General features: G+C 69.7%; 23 protein-coding genes. 18 read left to right on the top strand and 5 right to left on the bottom strand.

What is annotated here, in order from left to right:
- The first annotated feature begins 333 nt into the window (after positions 1-333).
- Positions 334-3,273: an excinuclease ABC subunit UvrA gene (gene uvrA, locus NNI01S_RS24310; RefSeq protein ID WP_063022445.1), complete on the top strand. Its 2,940-nt coding sequence runs from the start codon at positions 334-336 to the stop codon at positions 3,271-3,273.
- Positions 3,274-3,328: 55 nt separating this feature from the next.
- On the opposite strand, the gene NNI01S_RS24315 is transcribed toward uvrA, so the two are convergent.
- The 3 genes from NNI01S_RS24315 to NNI01S_RS24325 form a co-directional block, all read right to left on the bottom strand.
- Entirely contained in the window at positions 3,329-4,039 is a 711-nt protein-coding gene (locus NNI01S_RS24315; RefSeq protein WP_063022446.1) for an alpha/beta fold hydrolase, read from the bottom strand.
- 235 nt (positions 4,040-4,274) lie between these two features.
- Positions 4,275-4,616, bottom strand: a complete 342-nt coding sequence (locus NNI01S_RS24320; RefSeq protein ID WP_063022447.1) for a DUF1844 domain-containing protein — start codon at positions 4,614-4,616, stop codon at positions 4,275-4,277.
- Positions 4,617-4,620: 4 nt separating this feature from the next.
- A complete protein-coding gene (locus NNI01S_RS24325) occupies positions 4,621-5,148 on the bottom strand; it encodes a DinB family protein (RefSeq protein ID WP_063022448.1) in 528 nt (175 codons plus the stop codon).
- Positions 5,149-5,485: 337 nt separating this feature from the next.
- Between NNI01S_RS24325 and infC the strand changes: the two genes are divergently transcribed.
- From infC to NNI01S_RS24345, 4 genes are all read left to right on the top strand, one after another.
- Positions 5,486-6,151, top strand: a complete 666-nt coding sequence (gene infC / locus NNI01S_RS24330) for a translation initiation factor IF-3 (protein ID WP_083887487.1) — start codon at positions 5,486-5,488, stop codon at positions 6,149-6,151.
- 62 nt (positions 6,152-6,213) lie between these two features.
- On the top strand, positions 6,214-6,408 hold the full coding sequence (gene rpmI, locus NNI01S_RS24335; RefSeq protein ID WP_063022449.1) for a 50S ribosomal protein L35: 195 nt from the start codon (positions 6,214-6,216) through the stop codon (positions 6,406-6,408).
- 111 nt (positions 6,409-6,519) lie between these two features.
- On the top strand, positions 6,520-6,900 hold the full coding sequence (rplT, locus tag NNI01S_RS24340; protein ID WP_039797323.1) for a 50S ribosomal protein L20: 381 nt from the start codon (positions 6,520-6,522) through the stop codon (positions 6,898-6,900).
- 40 nt (positions 6,901-6,940) lie between these two features.
- On the top strand, positions 6,941-7,732 hold the full coding sequence (locus NNI01S_RS24345; RefSeq protein ID WP_063022450.1) for a TrmH family RNA methyltransferase: 792 nt from the start codon (positions 6,941-6,943) through the stop codon (positions 7,730-7,732).
- 209 nt (positions 7,733-7,941) lie between these two features.
- On the opposite strand, the gene NNI01S_RS24350 is transcribed toward NNI01S_RS24345, so the two are convergent.
- Positions 7,942-8,517 (bottom strand): TetR/AcrR family transcriptional regulator, encoded by a 576-nt coding sequence (locus NNI01S_RS24350; RefSeq protein WP_063022451.1) that lies wholly within the window; start codon positions 8,515-8,517, stop codon positions 7,942-7,944.
- 100 nt (positions 8,518-8,617) lie between these two features.
- Here NNI01S_RS24350 and NNI01S_RS24355 point away from each other — a divergent pair, with 100 nt between their 5' ends.
- The 6 genes from NNI01S_RS24355 to NNI01S_RS24380 all read left to right on the top strand — a co-directional run bounded on the left by NNI01S_RS24355 (position 8,618) and on the right by NNI01S_RS24380 (position 16,691).
- The gene (locus NNI01S_RS24355) at positions 8,618-10,045 is read left to right on the top strand and encodes an MFS transporter (RefSeq protein ID WP_063022452.1); all 1,428 of its coding nucleotides are present in this window, start codon (positions 8,618-8,620) and stop codon (positions 10,043-10,045) included.
- A gap of 274 nt (positions 10,046-10,319) precedes the next feature.
- The gene (pheS, locus tag NNI01S_RS24360) at positions 10,320-11,381 is read left to right on the top strand and encodes a phenylalanine--tRNA ligase subunit alpha (protein ID WP_063022453.1); all 1,062 of its coding nucleotides are present in this window, start codon (positions 10,320-10,322) and stop codon (positions 11,379-11,381) included.
- A gap of 33 nt (positions 11,382-11,414) precedes the next feature.
- Positions 11,415-13,922, top strand: a complete 2,508-nt coding sequence (gene pheT, locus NNI01S_RS24365) for a phenylalanine--tRNA ligase subunit beta (RefSeq protein WP_063022454.1) — start codon at positions 11,415-11,417, stop codon at positions 13,920-13,922.
- 378 nt (positions 13,923-14,300) lie between these two features.
- On the top strand, positions 14,301-15,068 hold the full coding sequence (locus NNI01S_RS24370) for an alpha/beta hydrolase (protein WP_063022455.1): 768 nt from the start codon (positions 14,301-14,303) through the stop codon (positions 15,066-15,068).
- A gap of 39 nt (positions 15,069-15,107) precedes the next feature.
- Positions 15,108-15,626: a PspA/IM30 family protein gene (locus NNI01S_RS24375; RefSeq protein ID WP_063022456.1), complete on the top strand. Its 519-nt coding sequence runs from the start codon at positions 15,108-15,110 to the stop codon at positions 15,624-15,626.
- A gap of 45 nt (positions 15,627-15,671) precedes the next feature.
- On the top strand, positions 15,672-16,691 hold the full coding sequence (locus NNI01S_RS24380) for a hypothetical protein (protein WP_063022457.1): 1,020 nt from the start codon (positions 15,672-15,674) through the stop codon (positions 16,689-16,691).
- 13 nt (positions 16,692-16,704) lie between these two features.
- Here NNI01S_RS24380 and NNI01S_RS24385 read toward each other — a convergent pair whose 3' ends face one another.
- Positions 16,705-17,205 (bottom strand): DUF3558 domain-containing protein, encoded by a 501-nt coding sequence (locus NNI01S_RS24385; RefSeq protein ID WP_169813011.1) that lies wholly within the window; start codon positions 17,203-17,205, stop codon positions 16,705-16,707.
- A gap of 267 nt (positions 17,206-17,472) precedes the next feature.
- On the opposite strand from NNI01S_RS24385, the gene NNI01S_RS24390 reads away from it, so the two are divergent.
- From NNI01S_RS24390 to ppc, 7 genes are all read left to right on the top strand, one after another.
- Positions 17,473-18,075, top strand: coding sequence for a GTP-binding protein (locus NNI01S_RS24390; protein ID WP_245676352.1), 603 nt, complete (start codon positions 17,473-17,475; stop codon positions 18,073-18,075).
- 409 nt (positions 18,076-18,484) lie between these two features.
- A complete protein-coding gene (locus NNI01S_RS24395) occupies positions 18,485-20,869 on the top strand; it encodes a sensor histidine kinase (RefSeq protein ID WP_245676353.1) in 2,385 nt (794 codons plus the stop codon).
- Positions 20,866-21,294: a roadblock/LC7 domain-containing protein gene (locus NNI01S_RS24400; RefSeq protein ID WP_063022460.1), complete on the top strand. Its 429-nt coding sequence runs from the start codon at positions 20,866-20,868 to the stop codon at positions 21,292-21,294. Before NNI01S_RS24395 ends, NNI01S_RS24400 begins: the two co-directional genes overlap by 4 nt.
- Positions 21,291-21,635 carry a DUF742 domain-containing protein gene (locus NNI01S_RS24405; RefSeq protein ID WP_063022461.1) on the top strand — a complete coding sequence of 115 codons (345 nt, stop codon included), beginning with the start codon at positions 21,291-21,293 and terminating at the stop codon, positions 21,633-21,635. The genes NNI01S_RS24400 and NNI01S_RS24405 overlap by 4 nt, the downstream gene beginning before the upstream one ends.
- 16 nt (positions 21,636-21,651) lie before the next feature.
- On the top strand, positions 21,652-22,221 hold the full coding sequence (locus NNI01S_RS24410) for a GTP-binding protein (protein WP_157114952.1): 570 nt from the start codon (positions 21,652-21,654) through the stop codon (positions 22,219-22,221).
- Between the two features lie 120 nt (positions 22,222-22,341).
- Complete coding sequence (locus tag NNI01S_RS24415) at positions 22,342-22,761, top strand: VOC family protein (RefSeq protein WP_063022463.1); 420 nt, start codon at positions 22,342-22,344, stop codon at positions 22,759-22,761.
- Between the two features lie 66 nt (positions 22,762-22,827).
- On the top strand, positions 22,828-25,599 hold the full coding sequence (gene ppc, locus NNI01S_RS24420) for a phosphoenolpyruvate carboxylase (protein WP_435825101.1): 2,772 nt from the start codon (positions 22,828-22,830) through the stop codon (positions 25,597-25,599).
- The last annotated feature ends 36 nt before the right edge of the window (positions 25,600-25,635 follow it).

The raw sequence follows: 25,635 nt of genomic DNA on the forward strand, positions 1-25,635 counted from the left end.
ACCTGCGCGGGTGGGATCGAGCACCACATGCCCGCCGCGGCCGGGCGGGCTCCACCGCAGGCGACTTGTCGCTCGGATGCCGGCTGCCTCGGCCTGCGGGGGCGGCGGCCAGGGGGAATGCCCGGTGTCGGCGCGCTGTTGACCAGTGGTGCCGGGCGGGCGATGCTACTGAGGCGTCCTGGCCTGTTTCCCGGCCCCATCCGTAACGTCCGACCGCCGGGGTCCCGCCATTCATCGAGGTGACGGGCGGTCCGCGAAACTTGTCGGTGGTCATGCCTAGCATGGCGGCCGGGGGTATGTCTGGACGCCGAACACGAAGGAGAAGGGACGGCTGTGGCGGAACGCCTCACTGTGCGCGGAGCTCGGGAGCACAACCTCAAGGGTGTCGATCTCGACCTGCCCCGCGACAGCCTCATCGTGTTCACCGGCCTGTCCGGCTCCGGCAAGTCGAGCCTGGCCTTCGACACGATCTTCGCGGAGGGGCAGCGGCGTTATGTCGAGTCGCTGTCGGCGTACGCGCGGCAGTTCCTCGGGCAGATGGACAAGCCCGACGTCGACTTCATCGAAGGCCTCTCGCCCGCGGTGTCCATCGACCAGAAGTCCACCAACCGCAATCCGCGCTCGACCGTGGGCACCATCACCGAGGTCTACGACTACCTGCGGCTGCTCTACGCGCGGGCGGGCACGCCGCACTGCCCCGTATGCGGCGAGTTGATCGCCAAGCAGACGCCGCAGCAGATCGTCGACCAGGTGCTGGCCATGGAGGAGGGCATCCGCTTCCAGGTGCTCGCTCCGGTGGTGCGCACTCGCAAGGGCGAGTTCGTCGACCTGTTCGACCAGCTCAACACGCAGGGCTACTCCCGGGTGCGGGTCGACGGCGTGGTGTATCCGCTCACCGATCCGCCCAAGCTGAAGAAGCAGGAGAAGCACGATGTCGAGGTCGTCGTCGACCGGCTGGCGGTCAAACCGGCTTCCAAACAGCGGCTGACCGATTCGATCGAGACCGCGCTGCGCCTCGCCGACGGCATCGTGGTGCTCGACTTCGTCGACCGCGACGAGCACGCGCACGATCGGGAGCGCCGCTTCTCCGAGCGCCTCGCCTGCCCGAATGGTCACCCGCTGGACATCGAGGACCTGGAGCCGCGCTCGTTCTCGTTCAACTCGCCCTACGGCGCCTGCCCGGACTGCACCGGCCTTGGCATCCGCAAGGAGGTCGACCCGGAACTGGTGGTGCCGGATCCCGCGCTGAGCCTGAACGAAGGCGCCATCGCGCCGTGGTCGCGGGGGCAGACCGCCGAATACTTCACCCGGCTGCTGTCCGGTCTGGCCGATTCCATCGGTTTCTCCATGGACACCCCGTGGCAGGATCTGCCGCCCAAGGCGCGCAAGGCGGTGCTCGAGGGCAGCGCCGACCAGGTGCACGTGTCCTACACCAACCGCTACGGCCGCAAGCGCTCGTACTACGCCGACTTCGAGGGCGTGATGCCGTTCCTGCAGCGGCGCATGGAGAGCACCGAGTCCGAGCAGATGAAAGAGCACTACGACGGGTACATGCGCGATATCCCGTGCCCGGTGTGCAACGGCGCCCGGCTGCGCCCGGAGATCCTCGCCGTCACCATCGCCGCGAACGGCGACAAGAAGTCCATCGCCGACGTCAGCGACCTGTCCATCGGCGACTGCTCGGCGTTCCTGAACTCGCTCACCCTCGGCGAGCGCGAGGCCGCCATCGCGGGCCAGGTGCTCAAGGAGGTGCAGGCGCGGCTGGGCTTCCTGCTCGACGTCGGCCTGGAGTACCTCACGCTGTCGCGTGCGGCCGCCACGCTGTCCGGCGGTGAGGCACAGCGGATCCGGCTCGCCACCCAGATCGGTTCCGGCCTGGTCGGCGTGCTGTACGTGCTCGACGAGCCGTCCATCGGCCTGCACCAGCGGGACAATCGCAGGCTCATCGAAACACTCACGCGCCTGCGCAATCTCGGCAACACGTTGATCGTGGTCGAGCACGACGAGGACACCATCCGCGCCTCGGACTGGGTGGTCGACATCGGCCCGTTCGCGGGCGAGCACGGCGGCACGGTGGTGCACAGCGGGCCGTACGAAGAACTGCTCACCGATCCGAACTCGCTGACCGGGGCGTATCTGTCGGGCCGGGAGCGGATCGAGGTGCCCCTGGTGCGCCGTCCGGTCACCAAGAAACGGCAGCTCACCGTCGTGGGGGCGAGCGAGCACAACCTCAGGGGCATCGATGTCGCCTTCCCGCTGGGCGTGCTGACCTCGGTGACCGGCGTCTCCGGGTCGGGCAAGTCGACCTTGGTGAACGACATCCTGGCGACCGTACTGGCGAACCGGCTCAACGGCGCGCGCCAGGTGCCCGGCAGGCACACCCGGGTCAACGGACTCGACCACCTGGACAAACTGGTGCAGGTGGATCAGTCGCCGATCGGTCGCACGCCGCGGTCCAACCCGGCCACCTACACCGGCGTCTTCGACAAGATCCGCACGCTGTTCGCCGCCACCACCGAGGCGAAGGTGCGCGGTTACCAGCCGGGCCGGTTCTCGTTCAACGTCAAGGGCGGTCGCTGCGAGGCCTGCTCCGGTGACGGCACGCTGAAGATCGAGATGAACTTCCTGCCGGACGTCTACGTCCCCTGCGAGGTCTGCCACGGCGCCCGCTACAACCGGGAAACGCTCGAGGTGCACTACAAGGGCAAGACCATCGCCGAGGTGCTGGACATGTCCATCGAGGAGGCGGCCGAGTTCTTCGAACCGGTCACCTCGATCCACCGCTACCTCAAGACCCTGGTGGACGTGGGGCTCGGTTACGTGCGCCTCGGCCAGAGCGCTCCGACCCTCTCCGGTGGCGAGGCCCAGCGGGTGAAGCTCGCCGCCGAGTTGCAGAAGCGGTCCACCGGCCGCACCGTGTACATCCTCGACGAGCCGACCACCGGCCTGCACTTCGAGGACATCCGCAAGCTGCTCAACGTCATCAACGGATTGGTGGACAAGGGCAACACGGTGATCGTCATCGAACACAACCTGGATGTCATCAAGACCTCCGACTGGGTGATCGACATGGGCCCCGAGGGCGGCTCCGGCGGCGGCACCGTGGTGGCGGAGGGTACGCCGGAGGAGGTCGCCGCCGTCGCGCACAGCTACACCGGCCAGTTCCTGAAGGAGGTGCTGGACCAGCCGCCCGCGCCGCAGAGCGCCGCGAAGAAGGCTCCGGCGAAGAAGGCCGCCAAGCGCCCGGCGAGGAAGGCCGCGGCGGTCGGCTGACCCGTCGCCCGATGCGGCGTGGGCCGGATTACCCGGGACCGCGCCGCTTTCCGGGTCAGCGGTTGGCGATGGTGTGGATCAGTTGGGCGAGTTCCTTTGGCTTGGACCACATCGGCCAGTGCCCCGTGGGCAGGTCTACGTACTCGGCATCGATGCGGGCGAGTTCGGCGAAGAGTGGGGTTTCCCCGTTGTCGCGCAGCTTCTTGACCACATCGGCGGTCATGCTGCTGCAGATCACGGTGGTCGGGACCGTCAGGCGGGCGGATGAGTCGCTCAAGCGCAGCGGGGCGGCAGCGACGGACGCGGGCTCCGGCACCGCACGCTCGCGGAACCGGGTCAGGACGGCGTCGTCCAAGCCCGCCAAGCTGTTGCCCGCGGCCTCCAGTTCCGGCCAGTCCGGCAGGGTCCACTCGCGCGCGGCGACATCCAGCGCCGAATTGATGACGAAACCGTTCGGCAGCGGCGCGCTGTCGACGTAGATCGCCCGGCGGAACAGGCCGGGCGCGCGGTCGATGGCGAGATAGGCGGGCGCCGCGCCGCCGGAGTGCGCGACGAGCACGACGGCCTCGCCCGCGGGCACCGCGTCGATGATGGCTTGCGCTTGGGATTCCAGGGTGGCCGACAGCCGGTCGGGGTCGGCGTCGTCCAGGCCCGGCAGCGTCAGTGCCAGTACGTCGTTGCCGCGCAGTCGCAGATCGGGTGCGACCTCGTCCCACGCCCACGCACCGAGCCAGAATCCGGGAGTCAGCAGAATCCGAGTAGCCATGGGCTCACTGTGCCCTACCCGTTGGGAAATTTCCTAAACATCGTTGTCCCAAGGCGTGATTCGCTCACAATTTCCGGCCGCGTTTCGGAAATCCATACGGGATCGATGAAGCGTGAATGTGTCCCGGCCGCATGCCGCGCGTGGGCGGCGGCGCATAGCGTGCGCGGTTCCGGTCGTCGTCGCACGCATCGCGACCGAGGTCCGGCGGGCGCGCCGTCTCCGTGCTGCGCGCCGGTCAGTGGACGGGGCCGGTGTACTTCTCGCCCGGCCCCTTGCCCGGCTCGTCGGGATGCGCGGAGGATTCGCGGAAGGCGCGTTGCAGCGACTGCAACCCTTCGCGAATCGGCCCGGCGTGCGGGCCCAGGTACTCCACCGACGCCGTGACGAGTCCGGCCAGCGCGGTGATCACGCGGCGCGCCTCGTCCAGGTCGCGGCGGGGGCTGGTGTCCGGGTCCTCGTCGGCCAGTCCCAGCTTCTCGGCCGCCGAGCTCATCAACATCACGGCGGCGCGGCTGATCACCTCGACCGCGGGGATGTCGGCCAGTTCGCGTACGGAGGCGTCGAGCTCGTCAGTCATGCCTTCAGGCTAGCGACGCCGCCCGCAGCATCTGGAGGTGGCCGATCTCGGTGACGTTCTTCATCAGCTCCGCGTTCACCCAGCCCGCCAGGTGCGCGATGGTCAACCCGGCGTCGGCGGGCCACGGGTAGGCGGAGGGGCGGTCCAGATCGGTCTCGTCGAACCCGTCGAGCACGCGCGCCCACTCGGTGTGCAGCTCGCGCAGGCAGGCGACGGCCGCGGCGCCGTCACCGGGCCAATGCACGTCCTCCCGCGCCGGTGGGGTGACGCCCTCGGCGTGGTCGATGGCCGTGCCCCACCACCAGCCGATGTGCCAGGTGAGCCAGCCGATCGTCGGGACCGGAATGGGGTCGGGCTCGGTGTCGGCCCAGTCCGGGCGCCACACGCCTTCGGCGTCGGGGCGTACCGTCCAGGCGAGGTCGGCGGGTTCCCAGAGAAAGTCCTCCGGGGTGAGCGCGTCGAGGTGGATACCGGCGAGCGCCCAGGTCAGGTCCAACTGCCATCGGAGCAGGTCACGGCGGGGTGTACGCACCGGGGGAGCCTGGCACGACGGCGGTGGCCGGGCAAGCGATTTTGTCCCGATTCGGCGATAGCCGAACGGAATGTTAGACTTTCCGCTGACGACCGCCCCGGGCTCGCCCTGGGGCTGATAAGTGGAGCCCGACTCCCACCGTTGCCGACGAGTCATCGTACGGTCCAGCGGTCCGGTCACCCGCCCCGTGAGGGCGGGTTTCTCGTGCCGTGGTTCTCGCGGAGAACCCGATCACGAGAGTCGACCCGAGTTCACTCGTGGTCGGCGATCGGTCGACATCGGGCCTCGTGTGCGGAATATCGCACCGGGGCCTTCGTGTTGAACAGGGGTTGCAGTTATTGCGCGCGGTCGTCCGACGACACCGCTTGACCTAGGAGGCCCCATCAGCACTGAGACCCGCATCAACGATCGCATCCGTGTTCCCGAGGTCCGGCTCATCGGACCTGGCGGCGAGCAGGTTGGGATCGTGCGTGTTGAAGATGCACTACGCGTCGCCCTCGAAGCCGACCTCGATCTGGTCGAGGTGGCACCCGATGCCCGTCCGCCGGTCTGCAAGATCATGGACTACGGCAAGTTCAAGTACGAGACGGCGCAGAAGGCGCGCGAGTCTCGGAAGAACCAGCAGCAGACGGTGATCAAGGAGCAGAAGCTCCGCCCGAAGATCGATGACCACGACTACGAGACCAAGAAGCGCAACGTCGTTCGCTTCCTCGAGGCCGGGTCCAAGGTCAAGGTGACGATCATGTTCCGGGGACGCGAGCAGTCCCGCCCCGAACTGGGCTTCCGGCTGCTGCAGCGGCTGGCGTCCGACGTCGCCGATCTCGGTTTCGTGGAAACCTCGGCCAAGCAGGACGGTCGCAACATGACCATGGTCCTCGCCCCCCACAAGGGTGCGAAGACCCGGGTGAAGGCGCAGCAGGAGTCGGCCCCGCGCCCGGCGCCCAGCGCCGCCCCGGCCGGTCAGCCCGCTGCGGAGCAGGCCGAGACGGCCGGCCCGCAGTAACACCGATCAGAACACCGGCGGTCCGCCCCGACCGCCGGGACGACAGATAGAGGAATCCATCCATGCCGAAGATGAAGACGCACAGCGGCGCCTCGAAGCGATTCAAGGTGTCCGGTAAAGGCAAGCTGCTGCGCCAGCAGGCGAACCGTCGCCACCTGTTCGAGCACAAGCCCTCCCGCCGGACGCGTCGTCTGGACGGCGTGGAGGTCGTCGCCGCCGCCGACGTCCGTCGCGTGAAGAAGCTGCTCGGTCTCTGATCGCGCCAGCGCGCAGACCGGCAAGCACACCGCGACCGGAGCATCTCCGTCGCCACCCCCGACCCATTTCCGGGCGCTGCCCCGCGCCCCCAGATCGAACAGGACTGACCAGTGGCACGCGTCAAAAGGGCCGTCAACGCTCAGAAGAAGCGCCGTTCCATCCTCGAGGCCTCCAAGGGTTACCGCGGCCAGCGCTCGCGGCTGTACCGCAAGGCCAAGGAACAGCAGCTGCACTCGCTCACCTACGCCTACCGGGACCGCCGGGCGCGCAAGGGTGACTTCCGCAAGCTGTGGATCGCCCGCATCAACGCCGCCGCGAGGATCAACGACATCACCTACAACCGCTTCATCCAGGGCCTGAAGGCCGCCGGTGTGGAGGTGGACCGCAAGATCCTCGCCGAGCTGGCGGTGTCGGACGCCGAGGCGTTCGCCGGCCTCGTCGCGGTCGCCAAGGCCGCCCTGCCGCAGGATGTCAACGCGCCGGCCGCCTGAGTCGCAGTCGTTGGCACACGGACACTTTTCGGAACGACCCGTGGAAGCGCTCAGTGAGCGCAATCCGCGGGTCGTTTCCGCTGTCAAGCTGCAGCGCGGCGCGCACCGTCGCAAAGCGGGCCGGTTCCTCGCCGAAGGCGCCAACGCCGTCACCGCCGCGCTGGAGACCGCGCGCGTCCACGAGCTGTTCTATTCGAAGGCGGCCGCCGAACGCGACCACGCGCTGATCGCCGGGGCGGCCGCGACGGGCGTCCGCACCACGCTGGTCGGTGATCGGGCGGCGCAGCATCTCGGGGAGACCGTCACCGCTCCGGGATTGGTGGCGGTCTGCGACCTGCTCGACGTGCCCTTGTCCCGGATTCTCGAGGCGAGGCCGCGGATGCTGGCCGTTCCTGTCGAGATCGCCGAGCCCGGGAACGCGGGCACGCTCGTGCGGGTGGCCGATTCGGTCGGCGCCGACGGCGTGGTGCTGGCAGGCGATACCGTCGATCCGCACAACGGCAAGTGCGTGCGGGCCAGCGCGGGCAGCATCTTCCACGTGCCGATCGCGCGGCACCGCGACGTGGCCGAGACGCTGGATTCGATCGCCGCCGCGGGAATCACGATTCTGGCGACGGCGGCGAACGGTGAAGTCGACCTCGACGACGCCGACGAGCTGTTCACCGAGCCGGTGGCCTGGCTGTTCGGCAACGAGGCGCACGGTCTCGAGCCGGCCGTCGCACGCCGCGCCGACCACCGCATCCGCATCCCGATCCGCGGCCGCGCCGAAAGCCTGAATCTCGCGACGGCCGCCGCGATCTGCCTCTACGCGAACTCGCGCGTGCGGTATTGAATTGCCGCCCCGCCGCGCAACCACGGCGGATGCTCGATCTCGCCGCGCACGAATCCCGTGGTAGGGGTGCGCTGGACGCATCGGGGGGCTCGGTACGGGGGTGCGCGCGGAGCTGGGTGGTATCCCGTAGTGAGGACAACTGCGGTGGCTGCTCGGACGTGCGCCGCGGCTCGGGGAGGATTGCGGCGCTCATGACGTAGCCGAGTTCGTCAGTCGCCTTCGGCGCTCAGGTTTTCAAGGATCTCCGTTGCCCAGGCAGCAGCCACCGCGTCCGGTCCCGCTACCTCCATCGCGCTCATGACGGTGAGCAGCATTCCGGTGGCGAGGAAGCGCCGCGCTTCGGTTTCCGACGCGCCGGTCAGGTCCCGGATCAGGTGGTAGATATCGCCGAATCGGTTCCTGACCTCGTCGCCGATCTCGGGATCCGCGCTGGCCGCGAACCCGTGCAGCAGTAGTTGGAGCAATTCTCGTTCGGCGAGGAAGAGTTTGTAGCCGCCGCCGAGGGCGGCCATGGCCGCATCGGGATCCGCGTCGGGCGCCGCCTCGGACCGCGCGGTGCGGAAAATCTCCTCGATCCGGTCGCAGACGCGATGCAGGGCCGCGCGGAACAAATTCTGCTTCGTGCCGAACAGCCGGATCACGTATGGCTGTGACACGCCGGAGCGCCGGGCGATCTCGTCGGTCCGGGTGGCGGCGTAACCGGATTCGGCGAACGCGGAAACCGCCGCACACAGCACCTGCTCGCCCCGTTCGGCGGCCGTCATCCTGGTCCTGGTTGCCATCATGCTCCGTTTCCGCTGGTAAACACCCCTGCCTTGACATGTTATCAGTCGATGCCTACCTTTCTCGATATAAGTTATCAGTCGATTACAACAAGGACTGGACATGACCGAGACCCTCCCACCCGTCGCGTCGCCCGTCGGCGCGCCCGCGGCCACGATCGGCGGTCGCAGGCTCGCCGCCGTGCTGGCCGCGGTCGGCATCCCGATGTTCATGGTCACGCTGGACAACCTGGTCGTGACGAACGCGCTGCCGGTGATCCGCACCGAGCTGGGCGCCTCGCTGACCGACCTGCAATGGTTCGTCAACGCCTACACGCTGTCGTTCGCCTCGCTGCTGCTCACCGCGTCCGCCCTCGGTGACCGGCTCGGCAGGCGCCGAGTCTTCGTGCTCGGCATCGCGGTGTTCACCCTGGCGTCCGCGGTGTGCGCGCTGGCCACCGGGCCGGGCATGCTCATCGCGGCGCGGGCGGTGCAGGGCTTCGGCGCGGCGGGAGTGATGCCGCTGTCGCTGACGCTGTTGTCGGCGGCGGTGCCGGAGAAGATGCGCAACGCGGCCATCGGAATCTGGGGCGGGATCGCCGGCCTCGGCGTCGCGCTCGGTCCGCTCATCGGCGGCGCGGTCGTCGAGGGGCTGAGCTGGCAGTGGATCTTCTGGGTGAACGTGCCGATCGGCCTGGTCGTACTGCCGTTCGCGCTGCGGGTTCTAGGAGAGTCGCGCGGCGGCAGCAGGAAAATCGACCTGGTGGGGCTGCTGCTGTCGGCGGGTGGCGTGCTCGCGGTGGTGTGGGGCGTGATCCACGGCGCCGAGGATGGCTGGACGTCGACCGGCGTGCTGTCCGCGCTGGTCGGCGGCGTGTTCCTGCTCGGCTGCCTGATCGCCTGGGAACTGCGCACGCCGGAACCGATGCTGCCGCTGCGCTTGTTCCGCTCCCGTGCGTTCCGGGTGAGCAATACGACCGGCTTCACGTTCTCGATGGGCGTCTTCGGATCGATCTTCCTGCTGGCCCAGTACTTCCAGGTCGTGCAGGGCTACGGGCCACTGGAGTCCGGTATCCGCACCATGCCGTGGACGATGGCGCCGATGGTCGTCGCCCCGCTGGCGGGTTTGATCGTCGACAAGGTCGGAGCCCGTGCACTGCTCACCACCGGGCAGGCATTGCTGGCCGTCGCGCTGGCCTGGATGGCGGCGGTCACGTCCGTCGACGCGAGTTACCTGTCGTTCGTCGGTCCGTTCCTGCTCGGCGGCATCGGCATGGGTCTGACCTTCGCGCCGAGCGCCACCGTGGTGATGGCCGCGGCGGCGGAGGAGGACCGCGCGATCGCCTCCGGCACCAACAACACCCTGCGGGAGGTCGGGGTCGCCATGGGCGTCGCGGTGCTGGCGTCGGTGTTCGCCGCGCGGGGCTCGTACCTGGATCCGCAGAGCTACGTGGACGGACTGGTTCCCGCGGTGTGGGTCGGCGCCGCGATCGTGGCGGCCGGTGGGCTGGTATCGCGCCTGCTGCCTTCCCGCATCACGGCCGCGCGTTGACCGGCGACCCAATCGCGCTGACCGCTGACGCCCGGCCCTTGGGTACTGCCCCGGGGCCGGGCGTTTCGCGGATCGCACAGTTTTGGTGCCGACCGGTCGCGTCGCGGATCCGGCGCTCGCCCGGCGGGCTCGGGGCTACCACACCGCTCGCGCGGCGCGGCGGGTAATCCGGGTGAATCCGCCATAGCGCATCGAATACGATTGCGACCAGCAGCAATGCGGGCAGGCGGTAGCCGTGCCCGCGAACCGATCCCCAGGGGAGAGACGGAGCATCGTGGCCGACGACATCGACGCAGGCGAGCAGAACGCAGCGCTGACCGAGGAGGCACTGGCCGCGGCCGCGGCGGCCGCCGAGAAGGCGTTCGCCGCTGCCGCCGACCTGGATGCGCTCGCGGTCGCGAAAACCGAGCACCTCGGCGGCAAGGCGCCGCTGGCGCTGGCGCAACGGGCGCTGGGCGGTCTGCCCAAGTCGGAGAAGGCCGACGCGGGCAAGCGGGTCAACGTCGCGAGGGCCAGGGTGTCGGAGGCGTTCGAGGCCCGCCGCGCCGCGCTGCTGGCCGAGCGTGACGCCGCGGTGCTGGTCGCCGAGACCATCGACGTGACGCTGCCCGCGGGCCGCGCGGCCGTCGGCGCCCGGCACCCGGTCACCGTCATCTCCGAGCAGGTCGCCGACGTGTTCGTCGCGATGGGCTGGGAGGTCGCCGAAGGTCCCGAGGTGGAGGCCGAACACTTCAACTTCGACGCGCTGAACTTCCTGCCCGATCATCCCGCGCGCACCATGCAGGACACCTTCCACGTCGCGCCCGAGGGTTCCCGCCAGGTGCTGCGCACGCACACCTCTCCGGTGCAGGTGCGCTCGATGCTGGAACGCGACCTGCCGATCTACGTGGTCTGCCCGGGCCGCACCTTCCGCACCGACGAGCTGGACGCCACGCACACGCCGGTGTTCTCCCAGGTCGAGGGCCTGGCGGTGGACAAGGGGCTGACCATGGCGCATCTGCGCGGCACGCTGGACGCGTTCGCCAGGGCGCTGTTCGGCCCCGAGACTCGCACGCGCATGCGTCCCAACTACTTCCCGTTCACCGAGCCCTCCGCCGAGGTCGACGTGTGGTTCCCGGACAAGAAGGGCGGTCCCGGCTGGGTCGAATGGGGCGGCTGCGGAATGGTGAACCCGAAGGTGCTGATCGCCAGCGGGATCGATCCCGAGGTGTACAGCGGGTTCGCGTTCGGCATGGGCCTGGAGCGGACGCTGCAGTTCCGCAACGGCATCCCGGACATGCGCGACATCGTCGAGGGCGACGTGCGTTTCACGCTGCCCTTCGGTATCCGGTCCTGACCTCACCCTTCGATCGAGAGAGCGAAACGTCAAGTGCGAGTAGCGCAGTCCTGGCTGACCGACATCATCCAGCGCACCAACCCGGAGTGGTCGGTGACGCCGGAGGAGCTCGACGCGGGATTCGTCCGGGTCGGGCTGGAAGTCGAAGAGGTCGACGAGCTCCGGCGGGTCGCGGGCCCGGAGGGCGGGGAGCCGCCGCTGGTGGTCGGCCGGGTCGCCGAGATCACCGAGCTGACCGAGTTCAAGAAGCCGATCCGCTTCTGCAAGGTGGACATCGGCAAGCCCGAGTTGCAGGAAATCATCTGCGGCGCACGGAATTTCCGGGTCGGTGACCTGGTGGTCGTGGTGCTGCCCGGCGGCGTGCTGCCCGGCGGGTTCGAGATCACCTCACGCAAGACCTACGGCCACGTCTCCAACGGGATGATCTGCTCGGTCGCCGAACTCGGGATCGGCAAGGACCATTCCGGCATCCTCGTGCTGGAGCCCGGCACCGCCGAGCCGGGCACCGACGCCAACGCGCTGCTCGGCCTGGACGACACGGTCATCGAGCTGAACATCACCCCCGACCGGGGCTACTGCTTCTCGGTGCGCGGCCTGGCCCGTGAGCTGGCCTGCGGTTTCGATCTGGACTACGCCGACCCGGCGGTGCGGACCCTGCCCGACCACGAGCAGGAAGCCTGGTCGATCCGGGTCCAGCCGGATTCGAAGTGCACCCGTTTCGCGGCGCGCCGGGTCACCGGCATCGACCCGGAGGCGGTGAGCCCTTGGTGGTTGCAGCGCAGGCTGCTGCTGTCGGGCGTGCGCCCGATCTCGCCCGCGGTGGACGTCACCAATTACGTGATGCTCGAGCTGGGGCAGCCGCTGCACGCCTTCGACGCGTCCAGGGTCGCGGGCGGCCTGGTGGTCCGTGCCGCGAACGCGGGCGAGACGCTGCGCACCCTGGACGACGTGGAACGCACGCTGGACGCCGAGGACGTGGTGATCGCCGACGATTCCGGCGTCATCTCGCTGGCCGGTGTGATGGGTGGGGCGAGCACCGAGGTCGGCGCCGAGAGCACCGACATCCTGCTCGAAGCCGCCACGTGGAACCCGTTGCTGATCTACCGGACCGCGCGCAGGCACAAGCTGGTGTCCGAGGCGGGTAAGCGGTACGAGCGGGTCGTCGACCCGGAGATCAACGTCGCCGCGCTCGACCGGGCGGCCACGCTGCTCGCCGAGATCGCGGGCGGCACCGTCGAACCCGTGCTGACCGACGTCCGCGCCCCGCTTCCAGCGCCCGAGCCCATCCGGATCGACATCGATCTGGCCGACCGCGTCGCGGGCGTCACATACCCGACCGGGACCTCGGCGCGCCGCCTGGCCCAGATCGGCTGCATCGTCGAGGTCGGCGTCAGCGAGGCCGGGCACGGCCAGCTCGTGGTGACCCCGCCGAGCTGGCGGCCGGACCTGGCCCAGCCTGCCGACCTGGTGGAAGAGGTGCTGCGGCTGGAGGGTCTGGAGCAGATCCCGTCCGTGCTGCCCGCCGCCCCGGCCGGTCGGGGGCTCACGCCGACCCAGCGCCGCCGCCGCGCCGTCAGCCGTGCACTGGCGTTCGCGGGCGCTGTGGAGGTCCCGCCGCCGCTGTTCCTGCCCGCCGGGGTGTTCGACACCTGGGGCCTTGACGCCGACGACCCGCGCCGCGTCACCACGAAGGTGCTGAATCCGCTGGACGTGGAGCGCGCCGAACTGGCCACCACCCTGCTGCCCGGACTGCTCGAGGTGGCCGCCCGCAATATCGCACGCGGCGCGCGTGATCTGGCGATCTACGGCATCGCGCAGGTCGTGCTGCCCGGGGCGAGGACCAGGGCGGTCGATCCGCTGCCGGTGGACCGTCGCCCGACCGACGAGGAGATCGCCGAGCTGCTCGACTCGCTGCCCGAACAGCCGGTGCACGTGGCGGCCGTCCTGACCGGCCGCCGCGAGCCCCGCGGGCCGTGGGGGCCGGGCCGTCCGGTGGAGGCCGCCGACGCGTTCGCCCTCGCCGACGCCGTGGCAGACGCGGCGGGCGTGACCATCGAGCGCCGTGCGGCGGCGCACCTGCCCTGGCACCCCGGCCGCTGCGCCGAGCTGGTGATCGAGGGCACGGTCGTCGGCTATGCGGGTGAACTGCACCCGGCCGTGCTGGAACGTTCCGGTCTCCCGCCGCGCACCTGCGCCGTCGAACTCGACCTGGACGCGTTGCCGCTGCGGGAATCCCGGCCGGTTCCGACGGTGTCGCCGTTCCCGGCGGTGCTCCAGGACGTCTCGGTGAGCGTCGAGAAGACGATTCCGGCGGCGTCGGTGCAGGCCGCACTGCGCACCGGCGGCGGCGAACTGCTCGAGGACATCGCGCTGTTCGACGTCTACGAGGGCGCTCAGGCGGGCGAGGGACGCAAGTCGCTCACCTATGCCCTGCGTTTCCGCGCCGCCGACCGGACCCTCACCGAGGACGAGGCCAGTGCGGCGCGCGACGCGGCCGTCGCGGCGGCGGCCGACGCCGTGGGGGCGGTGCTGCGGGGCTGACGTCTGGTTCTCGTGGCAACAGAGGCCGTGCGGCTGAGGGCGTACGGCCTCGTTGTTCTATGCCAGCCGTCTCCCGGCGCTTGTTGTCGCCCGGTGTCCGCCGGTGTCGCGGCCGGGTCGCCCGTCCGGCCGAGGTGGTGAGCGTCTGCGGTGCCGAACGCGGCCCTCGTTCGCCGATGTCGAGAGCATCCGGCCGGTGCCCGGTTCGAAGTGTCGCCGCCGGCCGACAGTGTCGTTCGTAAGGCGCGACGGTCGGCCGCTTCGAGCCGCTCTGCCGATGTCGCCGTCTCGGGTCATCGAGATCGAAGCGCGGTGATCCGCCGAGGTTGCGGCACCCGCGCGACCCGGCCTCGCCTGTCCAGGAGTAAGAACGTGGTCATGCGACATCCGGCCCGTCCGATCCTCAACGCGCTGACCTATCTGCCGGAACGGACGGTGCTGCAGACTCCGGCGCTGCTCGGCATGGAGTACACCGACCTGTCCCTGCGCACCTCGGACGGGGAGACCGTGCACGCGTGGTGGATGCCCGCCCCTGATTCGGTCGGGCACATCCTGTTCGCGCACGGCAACGCGGGCAATCTCGGCGACCGGGTGCCGATCTTCGCGTTGCTCACCGAGGCCGGTTTCGACGTGCTGGCCTTCGACTACCGCGGATACGGGCGCAGCACCGGGCGACCGACCGAGCACGGCACTTACCTCGACGCGCACGCCGCGCGGCGCGCGCTGCTCGCGCAACCCGGTGTCGATCCCAACCGGGTGCTGTATCTGGGCAAATCCCTCGGGGGCGGCGTGGTGCTCGAGCTGGCGCAGCACCATCCGCCCGCCGGCGTGATGCTGATGTCCACCTTCAGCGGCCTGCGGGATGCGGCCCGGTCGGTCTATCCGTTCCTGCCCGCCCCACTGGTGCCGAACGCCTACCCGAACGAACGTCGCATTCGCTCGCTGCGCGCTCCGGTGCTGATCATGCACGGCGACCAGGACGAACTGCTGCCGCTGCGGCACGCGCAACGGCTCTACGCCGCCGCGCCGGAGCCGAAACGGCTCGTCGTCTTTCCCGGGGCCGGGCACAACGATCTGATCGTCGTCGGCGGGTCGGCCTGGTACGACCTGGTGCGTACGTGGGCGGGTGCGCTCGTGCGGTCGTGAGCGGCGCGCGCTGCGTCCGGCCGTGCGTAGCCTGGCGGTATGAGTGACAACAGCGAAATCGCGAGCCGGTTGGCGGGGCTGTCCGACGCGGAACTCGCCGGGGTCCTGCTCGTCGCCACGGCAGGGCGTCCCGGTTTCGCGGCGGTGCACGCGGCGCTGACGGGGCTGTTGGAGACCGGTGATGCGCGTGTCGCCGGAGATGTGACTCCTACCACCCCCGTCGGCGTCACTGCGCTTCCTCCGCAGGCCCCGCGGGCATCCGGGCAGGTAGACGACAGTTCGGCGGTACCGGCGGTACCGGTACCGCCGCCGGGTATCGCCGCCGACGCCGGGAGCGGCGGGTATTCGGGTTCCGGTGTTCCTACTTTCGAGTCAGTTCGCGATAAGGTCGAGCAGCGCTACGGCACCGCGCAGGGGATGGGCGAACTCGACCGGCAGACTCCCGTGGGACGCAGCGTGGACGAACAATGGCAGGCACGCGAGAAGGCTGCCCGTGAGCGCCTGGATCGGATCCGGAAATCGTTGCACGGCAACGACATCGACCCGCACCAGCCGTGAGCCGGGCCGCGCGCGCCGGACAACGACTGTGATGGGTGGAATTCGATGAGCGAGCCGCGTGAGATCGCCGAACGGCTACTGGACGCCCAGGTGGAATTCCTGCTCGCGGAGGTGACCGGCGAGCGTTTCGCGGAGGTGATCGCACGCGACACCGAGGCGGTGCTCGGGGTAGCCGACACGCTCGTGTTCCGGGACGTCGTGGAGATCGAGCAGGCCAAGCAGACCGTCCGCACCGTCGTCGAGTTGATCGGCGGCAGTCCGGTGTTCGCCGACATGGTCGGTGTGTTCGCCGACTCCATCTACGACCGCATCGCCGCCGACAACGACTACACCCTCGGCGAGGTGGTCGAGCGTGAGCCGGTGGAGGCGCTGCTGGAGAAGATCTTCGGCATGCACCAGGCGCAGGAGCGCATCCTGGACCGGCTCACCGAGAGCCCGCTGGTGGCCACCGTCGCGTCGAAGTTCGTGGACAAGCTGATCAACGACTTCATGCAGGCCAACCGGGAGCGCGCGGAGAAGATCCCGGGCGTCTCCTCGCTGATGTCGCTGGGGCAGTCGGCGGCCAATCGTGCCAAGAAGGTCGCCGACAGCACGTTCGTCGGCGATCTGGCGGGAAAGGGTGCGCTGTTCGCGCTCAAGCGCACCAACAACGCCATCCGAGAGATGTTGCGCGACGCGCCGGTGCACGCCGCCGCGATGGAGTTCTGGGATCTGCACGCCGACGAACCGGTCAGCGGTCTGCGCGAATACCTCAGCCGGAAGGACCTCAACGAGCTGGTGCTGCTGTGCTACGAGATCGCCGTCACCACCCGCGAGAAGGAGTACTTCGGCCTGCTCCTGGACGAGTGCGTGGAGGTGTTCTTCACCAAGTACGGCGATTACACCCTGGCGGCCATGCTGCCCGAACTCGGCCTCACCGGTGACGACATCATGAAGGAGATCCTCCGGTACGGACCGGCGGTCATCGAGGGCGCGAAGCGCGAAGGAGTGCTCGCCGGGCTGATCCGTGAGCGCCTCGCCCCCTTCTACACCTCCGACAAGGTGCTCGACATCCTTGCCGGGTGAGGCCGAAGGCCGTTCATCTGGGCAGGGCGGGGACGATCGCTTCGCCGACGGTCGCGAGCCGGTCGCAGGGATTGCCGTCCGCGGTCTTGTTGACCAGCGTCAGTTGCAGCAGACCCTGGCGAGCGGGGAAGAGCACGTCGCACATCTGATCCTTGGCGGCGTCGTCGACGCGGAACTGGCGTCCGGAGCGCCCGCCGATCGTGATGTCCTGGAAGTCGACATTGCCCGGCTTGCGCTCGAACTCGGCCACGGACATGCCGTTGGAGAACACGCCGAGGGTGAAGTCGGCGCCCTTCCAGCCGCAGATCTCCCACCCGGCCTGCTTCACCCCGCCGACACCGACCTGCTTGCTCGCCGGATCCAGGCCGGCGCTCGTCAGTGCGGTGTCGGGGATGCCGGTGCAGGGATCGAACAGCGCGGTGGCGGTGCTCGCGGCCGGTGTGGTGGTGGTCGCAGGCGCATCGCCGGACTCGTCGCCGCAGGCGGCCGCTCCGAGCACAAGTGCTATTGCCAAGGGAACCAACGTAATTCGGTGCGCCATCCAGCCCTCTTGCCCTCCGGGTGTGTCGCGCCGGACTGTATCAGAGTCACGCCGCGAGGTTTCGCGGCGGGCGAAGACGGGTACCAGTTTCCTCGTGCGGCTGTGCCGGCGGCCGCACTTCCATCGCCGAAATCGGTACCGCGCTGGAAGTCTCGATCGGGTCGGCACGCCGTCGTCAGCGACCGGGCCGCCCGACACGTGATGTGCGCGCCGCCGTTGCCATCGAGAGGATCAGCGCCATTGTCCTGGCACTGCGACACGCGAACGCCGACCCTGCCGTCCTCGGTGAAGATCGTGGTGAGCGGTGGTCTCGGCGCCGGGAAGACGACCTTCGTCGGAGCCGTCTCCGACATCCACCCGCTGGTGGCCCGGGCGGAGACGGCCGAGCCGATCGTCGTCGTGGATGATCCGGAGCGCCCGGCGGACTGGAAGCCGACCACCGTCCCCGTCGACGTGGGACGGATCGACCTGGACAGCTCGCTACTGCTGTACCTGTTCGGCGCCCCGGGTGCGGACGACCTCGCCTGGCTGTGGGACGACCTCACCGACGGTGCGCTCGGCGCGGTGATCATGGTGGACACCGCCCGCGTCCATGACTGCCACCCCGCGCTGGACTATTGCGCGCAACACGGCACGCCCTTCGTCGTCGCGGTCAACCATGCCCTCGGCGGCGCTCACGCCGACCTCGGCGAGGTGCGGGCGGCACTCGCGCTCGCGGACTGGATCCCGGTACTGGAATGCGACGCCAGGCGCCGCGATTCGGTCAAAGACGTATTGGTCGCACTGCTCGAACAGGCTCTCTCGCACCGGGCGGATCACCTCGTCGCCAGAAGCGCGGGTTGAGCGCGGCACGGAATGCTTCGGCTGCGGCCGGAGAATCGGGTCCAGCGCCACTGACGAATTCGCCGTCCGCGTCGTCGCTCTCGGAGTCGCGTCCGAAGCTCTCGTGGCGGAAGGGGTATGAGCCAACACTTCTCGGCGTTCGCTCGCGTGCGGCGGATGTCCGTTTGTCGTGCTCGTAACTCTTCGTTGCCAGTGTGTTTAGAAGTCCGCACACTGTCTGTTTTGTCCGATTCTCGCGTTGACGGCGCGGTTGCCCTGTGACAGTTTGCCCTTGATTTCCGTGTGCTCGCTGGGGAGCAGGCGCGGCGGCTGATCGGAGGAGCAGAGGGTGATGCGGTCACCTGGACGACCGGAGAATGCCGGGGGCGCAACGGTGGTCCCGCTCCGCGTTCCCGACGGTGAACGCCGAGTGCCGGGCAAAGGAATCGTGCGCCCGCAGACCATCCGCGGACAGCTGGCGCGCATCCTCGTCGTCTCGCTGGTTCTGGTGCTCGTCCTTCTCGGCGGGATGGTCGCGCGCGAGATAGACGCGTACCGCAAGAGCCGGGACACGGTAGCCGCGGTGTCGCTGGCGCTGGCGGTGCAGGATCTCGTGCACGAGGCGCAGCGCGAGCGCGGCCTGACCAATGGCTTGCTCGGCGGTGACCAGCGGTTGCGGCAGCCGGTCGACGACCAGCGCGGCGTGGTCGACCGCGCCCTACGTGCGTTGCGGCAGGCTTCGGCGGACGGCCCGCCGGGCGCGGAGCGGGTGCGGGCGGCCGCTCGGCCACTCACCGACCTGGACGTGACCCGATCGGGGATCGATGAGCGGCGCACTTCCCGGCAGGCGGCGTTCCAGTTCTACACCGACGCCATCGATGGGCTGAACCGTCTGTCGCTCGGCCTCGATCAGGCCACCGACCCGATGGTCCGGCACGGGCTGCAAGCGCTGCACGCGCTGGGTGAGGCCAAAGAGCAGACCGCTCGCGAACGCGGCTTCCTGAACGGCGTCTTCGCCTCGGATGCCTTCGGGCCGGGCGAGTACGTGCAGTTCCTCGACATCCGGGCGGCCAAGCTGGCCGGTCTGGCGGCGTTCGCCCGCGACGCGACCCCGGTCCAGCAAGCGCGCATGGATGCCGTGCTGGACGGTGTGGACGCGGTCGCGGCCGCCGAGTCGGAGAACATCGCGATCGCCTCCAGCGCCGGACCGCTGGCACGACCGGTCGATCCGATCACCTGGTGGGCGCGGATGACCGCGGTCATCGATGAGCAGCGCACCGTGCAGCAGGCCGTCGGCGACGACGTCCGGCGGCGGGCGGAGGCGCTGCGCCGCGCCGCCGCCCTGATCCTCGGCGCGTTCGTCCTCGCCGCGCTGGCGGCGATCGCGGTGGAGGTGGCGCTGGTCGTCGCCGCGATGCGCGCGATCGTCCGGCCGCTGGCCACACTGGCCGCGGACGCCGACGACGTGTCGAGCAGGCGGCTGCCCGACGTGATCTCCGCTTGGCGCGCCGGTGACGACACCCGGCCGCCGGACCCGCCTGCGCCGGTGCGAGCGCCGCCGGGCGCGGGCGTCGAGATCGCCGCTGTGGCCCGAGCGTTGGATCGTGTGCAGTCCACCGCGTTCGACCTCGCGTCGGAGCAGGCGCTGGTGCGCCGCAACACCACCGAGTCGATGGTCAGCCTGGCCCGCCGCAGCCAGAACCTCGTCCGCCGCCAGCTCGGCCTGATCAGCGAATTCGAGCGGGAAGAGCTCGATCCCAAGGCGCTGTCGAATCTGTTCCAACTCGACCATCTCGCCACCAGGATGCGCCGCAACGCCGAGAGCCTGCTCGTGCTGGTCGGCGAGGCCAGTCCGCGCAGCTGGGCGGAACCGATCCCGCTCAGCGACGTCATCCGCGCCGGCTTGTCCGAGGTCGACGACTACCGCAGGGTGGCGCTGCGGCGGATGGACGATGTCCTGGTCGCGGGTGCCGCGGCGAGCGAGCTGGCCCACATGCTCGCCGAGCTGATCGAGAACGGACTGGCGTTCTCCCCACCGGATCTCGAGGTGGAGATCTACGGGCGTGCCGGACCGGACGGGTACCTGCTCGCGGTGGTCGACCACGGTGTCGGCATGCCACCGGGGCACTTGGACCAGGCCAACGCGCGACTGCGCGGCGAGCAGGATTTCGTCGTCGCGCCCACGCGTCATCTCGGTCACTACGTGGTCGGCAGGCTCGCCGAGCGGCTCGGCATCGCGGTCGAACTGAGCCTCTCGCCGGTGAGCGGCATCGTCGCGCGCCTGACGCTGCCGCCGGGGGTGCTCGAGACAGAGCAGGAACATCGAGGCGACCCGCGTGAGCCCGCGCCCCACTCCGCCGGGAGGAGCGATTCGAGTTCGCTGATGTCGCGCCCGACTGCGACCTCGGGAGCTCACACAGCGATTCAGGCGGGGTCTTCGCCCGGCGCGCAGCTCGTTTCCGCGCGGGCCGAGCCCGCGGCGAGCATCGCCGCCGCCGAAACATCCCGCGCGGCAGAGAAGTCCGGTGCGGACGAACCGCCCCTGCGGTACACCGAGAACGGCCTGGTCAAGCGCAACAAGAAGGCCAGCGCCGCGACCACCGGCGTTCGTCCCGGCACGGCCCCCCGGCCGGAGCCGGCCCCGGCGGTCGAGCGTTCAGCCGAGCAGATCCGCGGCATGCTGTCGACCTTCCGGTCGGGACATCAGCGTGGCGCGTCCGCGCGGCACGTCGCCGAACGCGACGACCGCGTCCGCGCGGCCGGCGCGGCGCACGAATTACCACCCATAGCGACCATGGCAGAGGAGATCCGGTGACCACCCACATATCGAGCGCCGACCAGCATACGTTCGACTGGCTGCTGGCCAACTTCGTCCGCGACACCGACGGTGTGCGCGAGGCGGTCGCGGTTTCCTCGGACGGCCTGCTCATCGCCATGTCCGACGGCTTGGACCGCGCCTCCGCCGACCGGCTCGCCGCCATGGTGTCCGGGCTGGTCGGGCTCTCCAGAAGCGCTTCGCGCAGCTATTCCTTCGACGGCCTGAAGCTGATCATGATCGAGATGACACGCGGATTCCTGCTGGTGTCCGCCATGGGTGGCGGCAGCTGTCTCGGTGTGATCGCCGACAGCGGCTGTGATGTCGGACTGGTCGGCTACGAGATGGCGGTGCTCGCCGACCGCGCGGGTGCGCTGCTGGATCCCGCGCTCATCGCCGAACTGCGTGAATCGCTGCGGCGATGAGACACCAACCGGCTCGGGACGACGACCGATTCGTGCGTCCCTTCGTGGTCACCGCCGGACGCACCACACCGCTGTTGGACGGATTGCGCGTCGAGACTCTGGTGCGGGCCGAGCCCGCCGCGCTGTCCGCCCCGCTGCGCTTCGAGCAGCGCACCCTCGTGCGGTTGTGCCAGCGGCCGCATTCCATCGCCGAGATCGGCACCGCGCTGGGCGTCCCGATCGGGGTCGCCAAGGTCGTCGTCAGCGACCTGGCAGCCACCGGACACGTGACCGTGCGCGCCGCCGATCAGCTCACCGCCGCCGCCATCGAGAGGATCAGGGACCTTGTCCGGGCACTCTGACACACGCCCGCCGACCATGCCGTCCTCGGTGAAAATCGTGGTCAGCGGTGGATTCGGTGTCGGGAAGACGACGTTCATCGGAGCCGTCTCGGAGATCGAGCCGCTGGTGACCGAAGCGGCGATGACCGAGGTGGCCCTCGGCGTGGACGACGCGGGGCACCGGGCGGACAAGACGCAGACCACCGTCGCGCTCGACTTCGGGCGCATCACCCTGGACAGTGCACTGCTGCTGTACCTGTTCGGCACGCCGGGACAGGACCGTTTCGTGTTCCTGTGGGACGACCTGGTCGACGGTGCGCTCGGTGCGGTGATCGTGGTGGACACCAGCCGCGTCGACGACTGCTATCCCGTGCTGGACTACTTCGAGGCGCGCGGCACGCCCTTCGTCGTGGCGGTCAACCGCTTCGACGGTGGCACTCGCTTCGACCTCGGCGAGGTCCGTGAGGCACTCGAGCTCGAGACCTGGATTCCGGTGCTGGAATGCGATGCCAGGCAGCGTGATTCGGTGAAGCAGGTGCTGGTCTCGCTGCTGGAACAGGTCTTGGCGCACCATGCGGATCACCTCACCGCCCGCGACGCGGGCTGAGGGAACGGTCGATCGGCCCGCGCGGCCCGGCCACGACAGGGCGCCGCGCCGCCGATGAATTCACCGCGCCTGCGTCGTCTGTACTGTTACCCGGCCCTGACCAACACAAGGAGCATCCTCATGAGCAACGGCGCAGACCTCGCCCTCACCCACATCGGCGTGCTGGTCGCCGACCAGGACAAGGCCCTGGAGTTCTACCGCGACGTGATCGGCCTCGAGGTGCGGGCGGATCTGCCGTTCGCCGGTGGGCGCTGGCTGACCGTCGGTCCGGCGAAGCAGCCGGGCATCGAGTTCATCCTGGAGACCCCCGAGATGGTGCCGGACGAGGCGGCCGGTGCGGCGGCGCGGGCGCGGCTGGCGAGCGGCGCGCAGGGCACGTTGATCTTCACCACCGACGCCGTGGACGCCACCTTCGCCCGGCTGCGCGACGCCGGTGTCGAGGTGACGCAGGAGCCGATCTCCCAGCCGTACGGGGTACGCGACTGCGGCTTCCGCGACCCGTGGGGCAATCACCTGCGCTTCTCCCAGCTTCCCGGCTGAGCCGATCGCGGCCGGTGTGGGCCGCGTCGCATTCCCCGGCGGCCCGGCGGGCAATACTGTCTGATCATGGGCGAATCGATGAGCGAGACCGAACAGGACGCCATCCGGCCGCTGCGCGACGACATCCGGTTCCTCGGCGGCGTGCTCGGTGACACCATTCGCGACCACGAGGGACCGGAAGTCTTCGACCTCATCGAGCGGGTGCGCATCGAAGCGTTCCGGGTGCGCCGCGAGGAGGTCGAGCGCAGCGCCGTCGCGGAGATGCTGGACGGTGTGGACATCGCGGTGGCCCTGCCGCTGATCCGCGCGTTCAGCTACTTCGTGCTGCTGGCCAATCTGGCCGAGGACATCCAGCGCGACCGCCGCCGCGCCGCCCACGAAGCGGCGGGCGAACCGCCGCAGGACTCGTCGCTGGCGGCCACCTACCGCAAACTCGACGCGGCGGCGCTGGACGGCGCGCGGGTCGCCGATCTGCTGGCCGACGCGCTGGTGTCGCCGGTGGTCACCGCGCATCCGACGGAGACGCGCAGGCGCACCGTCTTCGACGCACAGGCCCGGATCACCGAGTTGATGCGCCTGCGCCAGCGCTATGCCGAGAACGAGCGCGAGCGGGCCGCCCTGGAGTTGCGGATCCGCCGCCAGGTGCTGAGCCTGTGGCGTACCGCGCTGATCCGTCTGGCGCGCTTGCGGATCCAGGACGAGATCTCGGTGGGTCTGCGCTACTACGACCTCACCCTGTTCGACGTGATTCCGGCGATCAACGCCGAAGTGCGCGCCGCGCTGCGCGAGCGCTGGCCGGGCGTGGAGCTGCTGCCGCGCCCGATGCTGCGTCCCGGCTCGTGGATCGGCGGTGACCGCGACGGAAATCCGTACGTCACCGCCGATGTCGTGCGTCAGGCCGCCTACCGCGCGGCGGGCGTCGCGTTCGAGCGTTACCTGCGCGAGCTGGTGGAACTGGAGAAGACGCTGTCGCTGTCGGCTCGACTGGTCACCGTGACGCCCGAGGTCGCCGCGCTCGCCGAGACCGGGTATTCCGATCCGGCCGCGCACGCCGACGAACCGTATCGCCGTGCGCTGCATCATGTCCGGGCCCGGTTGACCGCCACCGCGCAGGCCGCGCTCGGCGAGGTTCCACCGAATGGACTGGACGCGGGCGCGCTGCCGTACCCGACCCCGCAGGCGGTGCTGGACGACCTGGACGCGATAGACGCCTCGCTGCGGCGCAGCGGCGACGGCCTGCTCGCCGACGATCGCCTAGCCGCGCTGCGCCACGCCCTGGAGACCTTCGGCTTCCACCTGCAGAGTCTGGACATGCGGCAGAACTCCGAGGTGCACGAGCAGGTCGTCGCCGAATTGCTGGCCTGGGCCGGCGTGCACCCCGACTACGCGAGCCTGCCGGAGTCGCGCCGGGTGGAACTGCTCGCGGCCGAGTTGCGCACCCGCCGCCCCCTGCTCGGCCCGCACGCACGGCTGAGCGAACTGGCCGCCAAGGAAGTCGACATCGTCCGCGCCGCACGCGAGGTGGTGGACACGCTCGGTGCGGCGGCGGTGCCGACCTACATCATCAGCATGTGCACGTCGGTCAGCGATCTGCTCGAAGCCGCCCTGCTGCTCAAGGAGGGCGGGCTGCTCGATCCGGGGGAGCCGGACGGGCCGCCGAGCTGCTCGGTGGGCATCGTCCCGCTGTTCGAGACCATCGAGGACCTCGGCGCCGGGGCGGCGACACTGTCGGCGGCGCTGGAGGTCGGTGTCTATCGGGAGCTGGTGGCCGCGCAGGGCATGCGCCAAGAGGTGATGCTCGGGTACTCGGACTCCAACAAGGACGGCGGGTATCTGGCGGCGAACTGGGCGCTCTACCGCGCCGAGCTGGACCTGGTCGAGGTGGCCCGCAAGACCGGCATCCGGCTGCGGCTGTTCCACGGCCGCGGCGGCACGGTCGGCCGCGGCGGCGGCCGCAGCTACGACGCGATCCTCGCCCAGCCGGCCGGAGCGGTGCGCGGCTCGTTGCGGCTCACCGAGCAGGGTGAGGTGATCGCCGCGAAGTACGCCGAACCCGGTACGGCGCACCGCAATCTGGAATCGCTGATCGCGGGCACGCTGGAATCGACGTTGCTGGACGTGGAGGGTCTCGGCGCCGACGCCGAGCCGTCCTACGGCATCATGGACGACCTGGCTGCCCGCGCCCGCGCCGCGTACGCGCGGCTGGTGCACGAGACGCCCGGTTTCGTCGAGTACTTCCGGCAGTCCACGCCGGTCGCCGAGGTGGGCGACCTGAACATCGGCAGCAGGCCCGCCTCGCGTAAGCCGACGAATACGGTCGCCGACCTGCGCGCCATCCCGTGGGTGATGTCGTGGAGCCAGGCGCGCGTGATGCTGCCGGGCTGGTACGGCACCGGAACCGCGCTCGAGGAGTGGATCGGCGGCGACCCGCAGCGCCTGGCCACCCTGGCGGATCTGTACCGGCGCTGGCCGTTCTTCCGCACGGTGCTGTCCAACCTGGCGCAGGTGATGGCCAAGAGCGATCTGGACATCGCCGCCCGCTACGCCGAACTCGTGGACGACGTGGCGTTGCGGGAGCAGATCTTCGGCATGATCCGCGACGAGCACGCCCGGACCGTCCGCATGCATGCCGCGATCACCGGAAACGATCATCTGCTGGCGGACAACCCGTCGCTGGCGGAGTCCATCCACAACCGCTTCCCCTACCTGGAGCCGCTGAACCAGATGCAGGTGGAGCTGCTGCGCCGCCTGCGCGCCGGGGACGACTCCGAACTGGTGAAGCGCGGCATCCTGCTGACGATGAACGGCTTGGCCACCGCCCTGCGTAACTCGGGCTAGCCTGCGAAGGGCCCGGGCCGGTAGGAAGGAAGGTCG

The sequence above is a fragment of the Nocardia niwae NBRC 108934 = DSM 45340 genome, assembly GCF_001613465.1.
Classification (GTDB): Bacteria; Actinomycetota; Actinomycetes; order Mycobacteriales; family Mycobacteriaceae; genus Nocardia; species Nocardia niwae.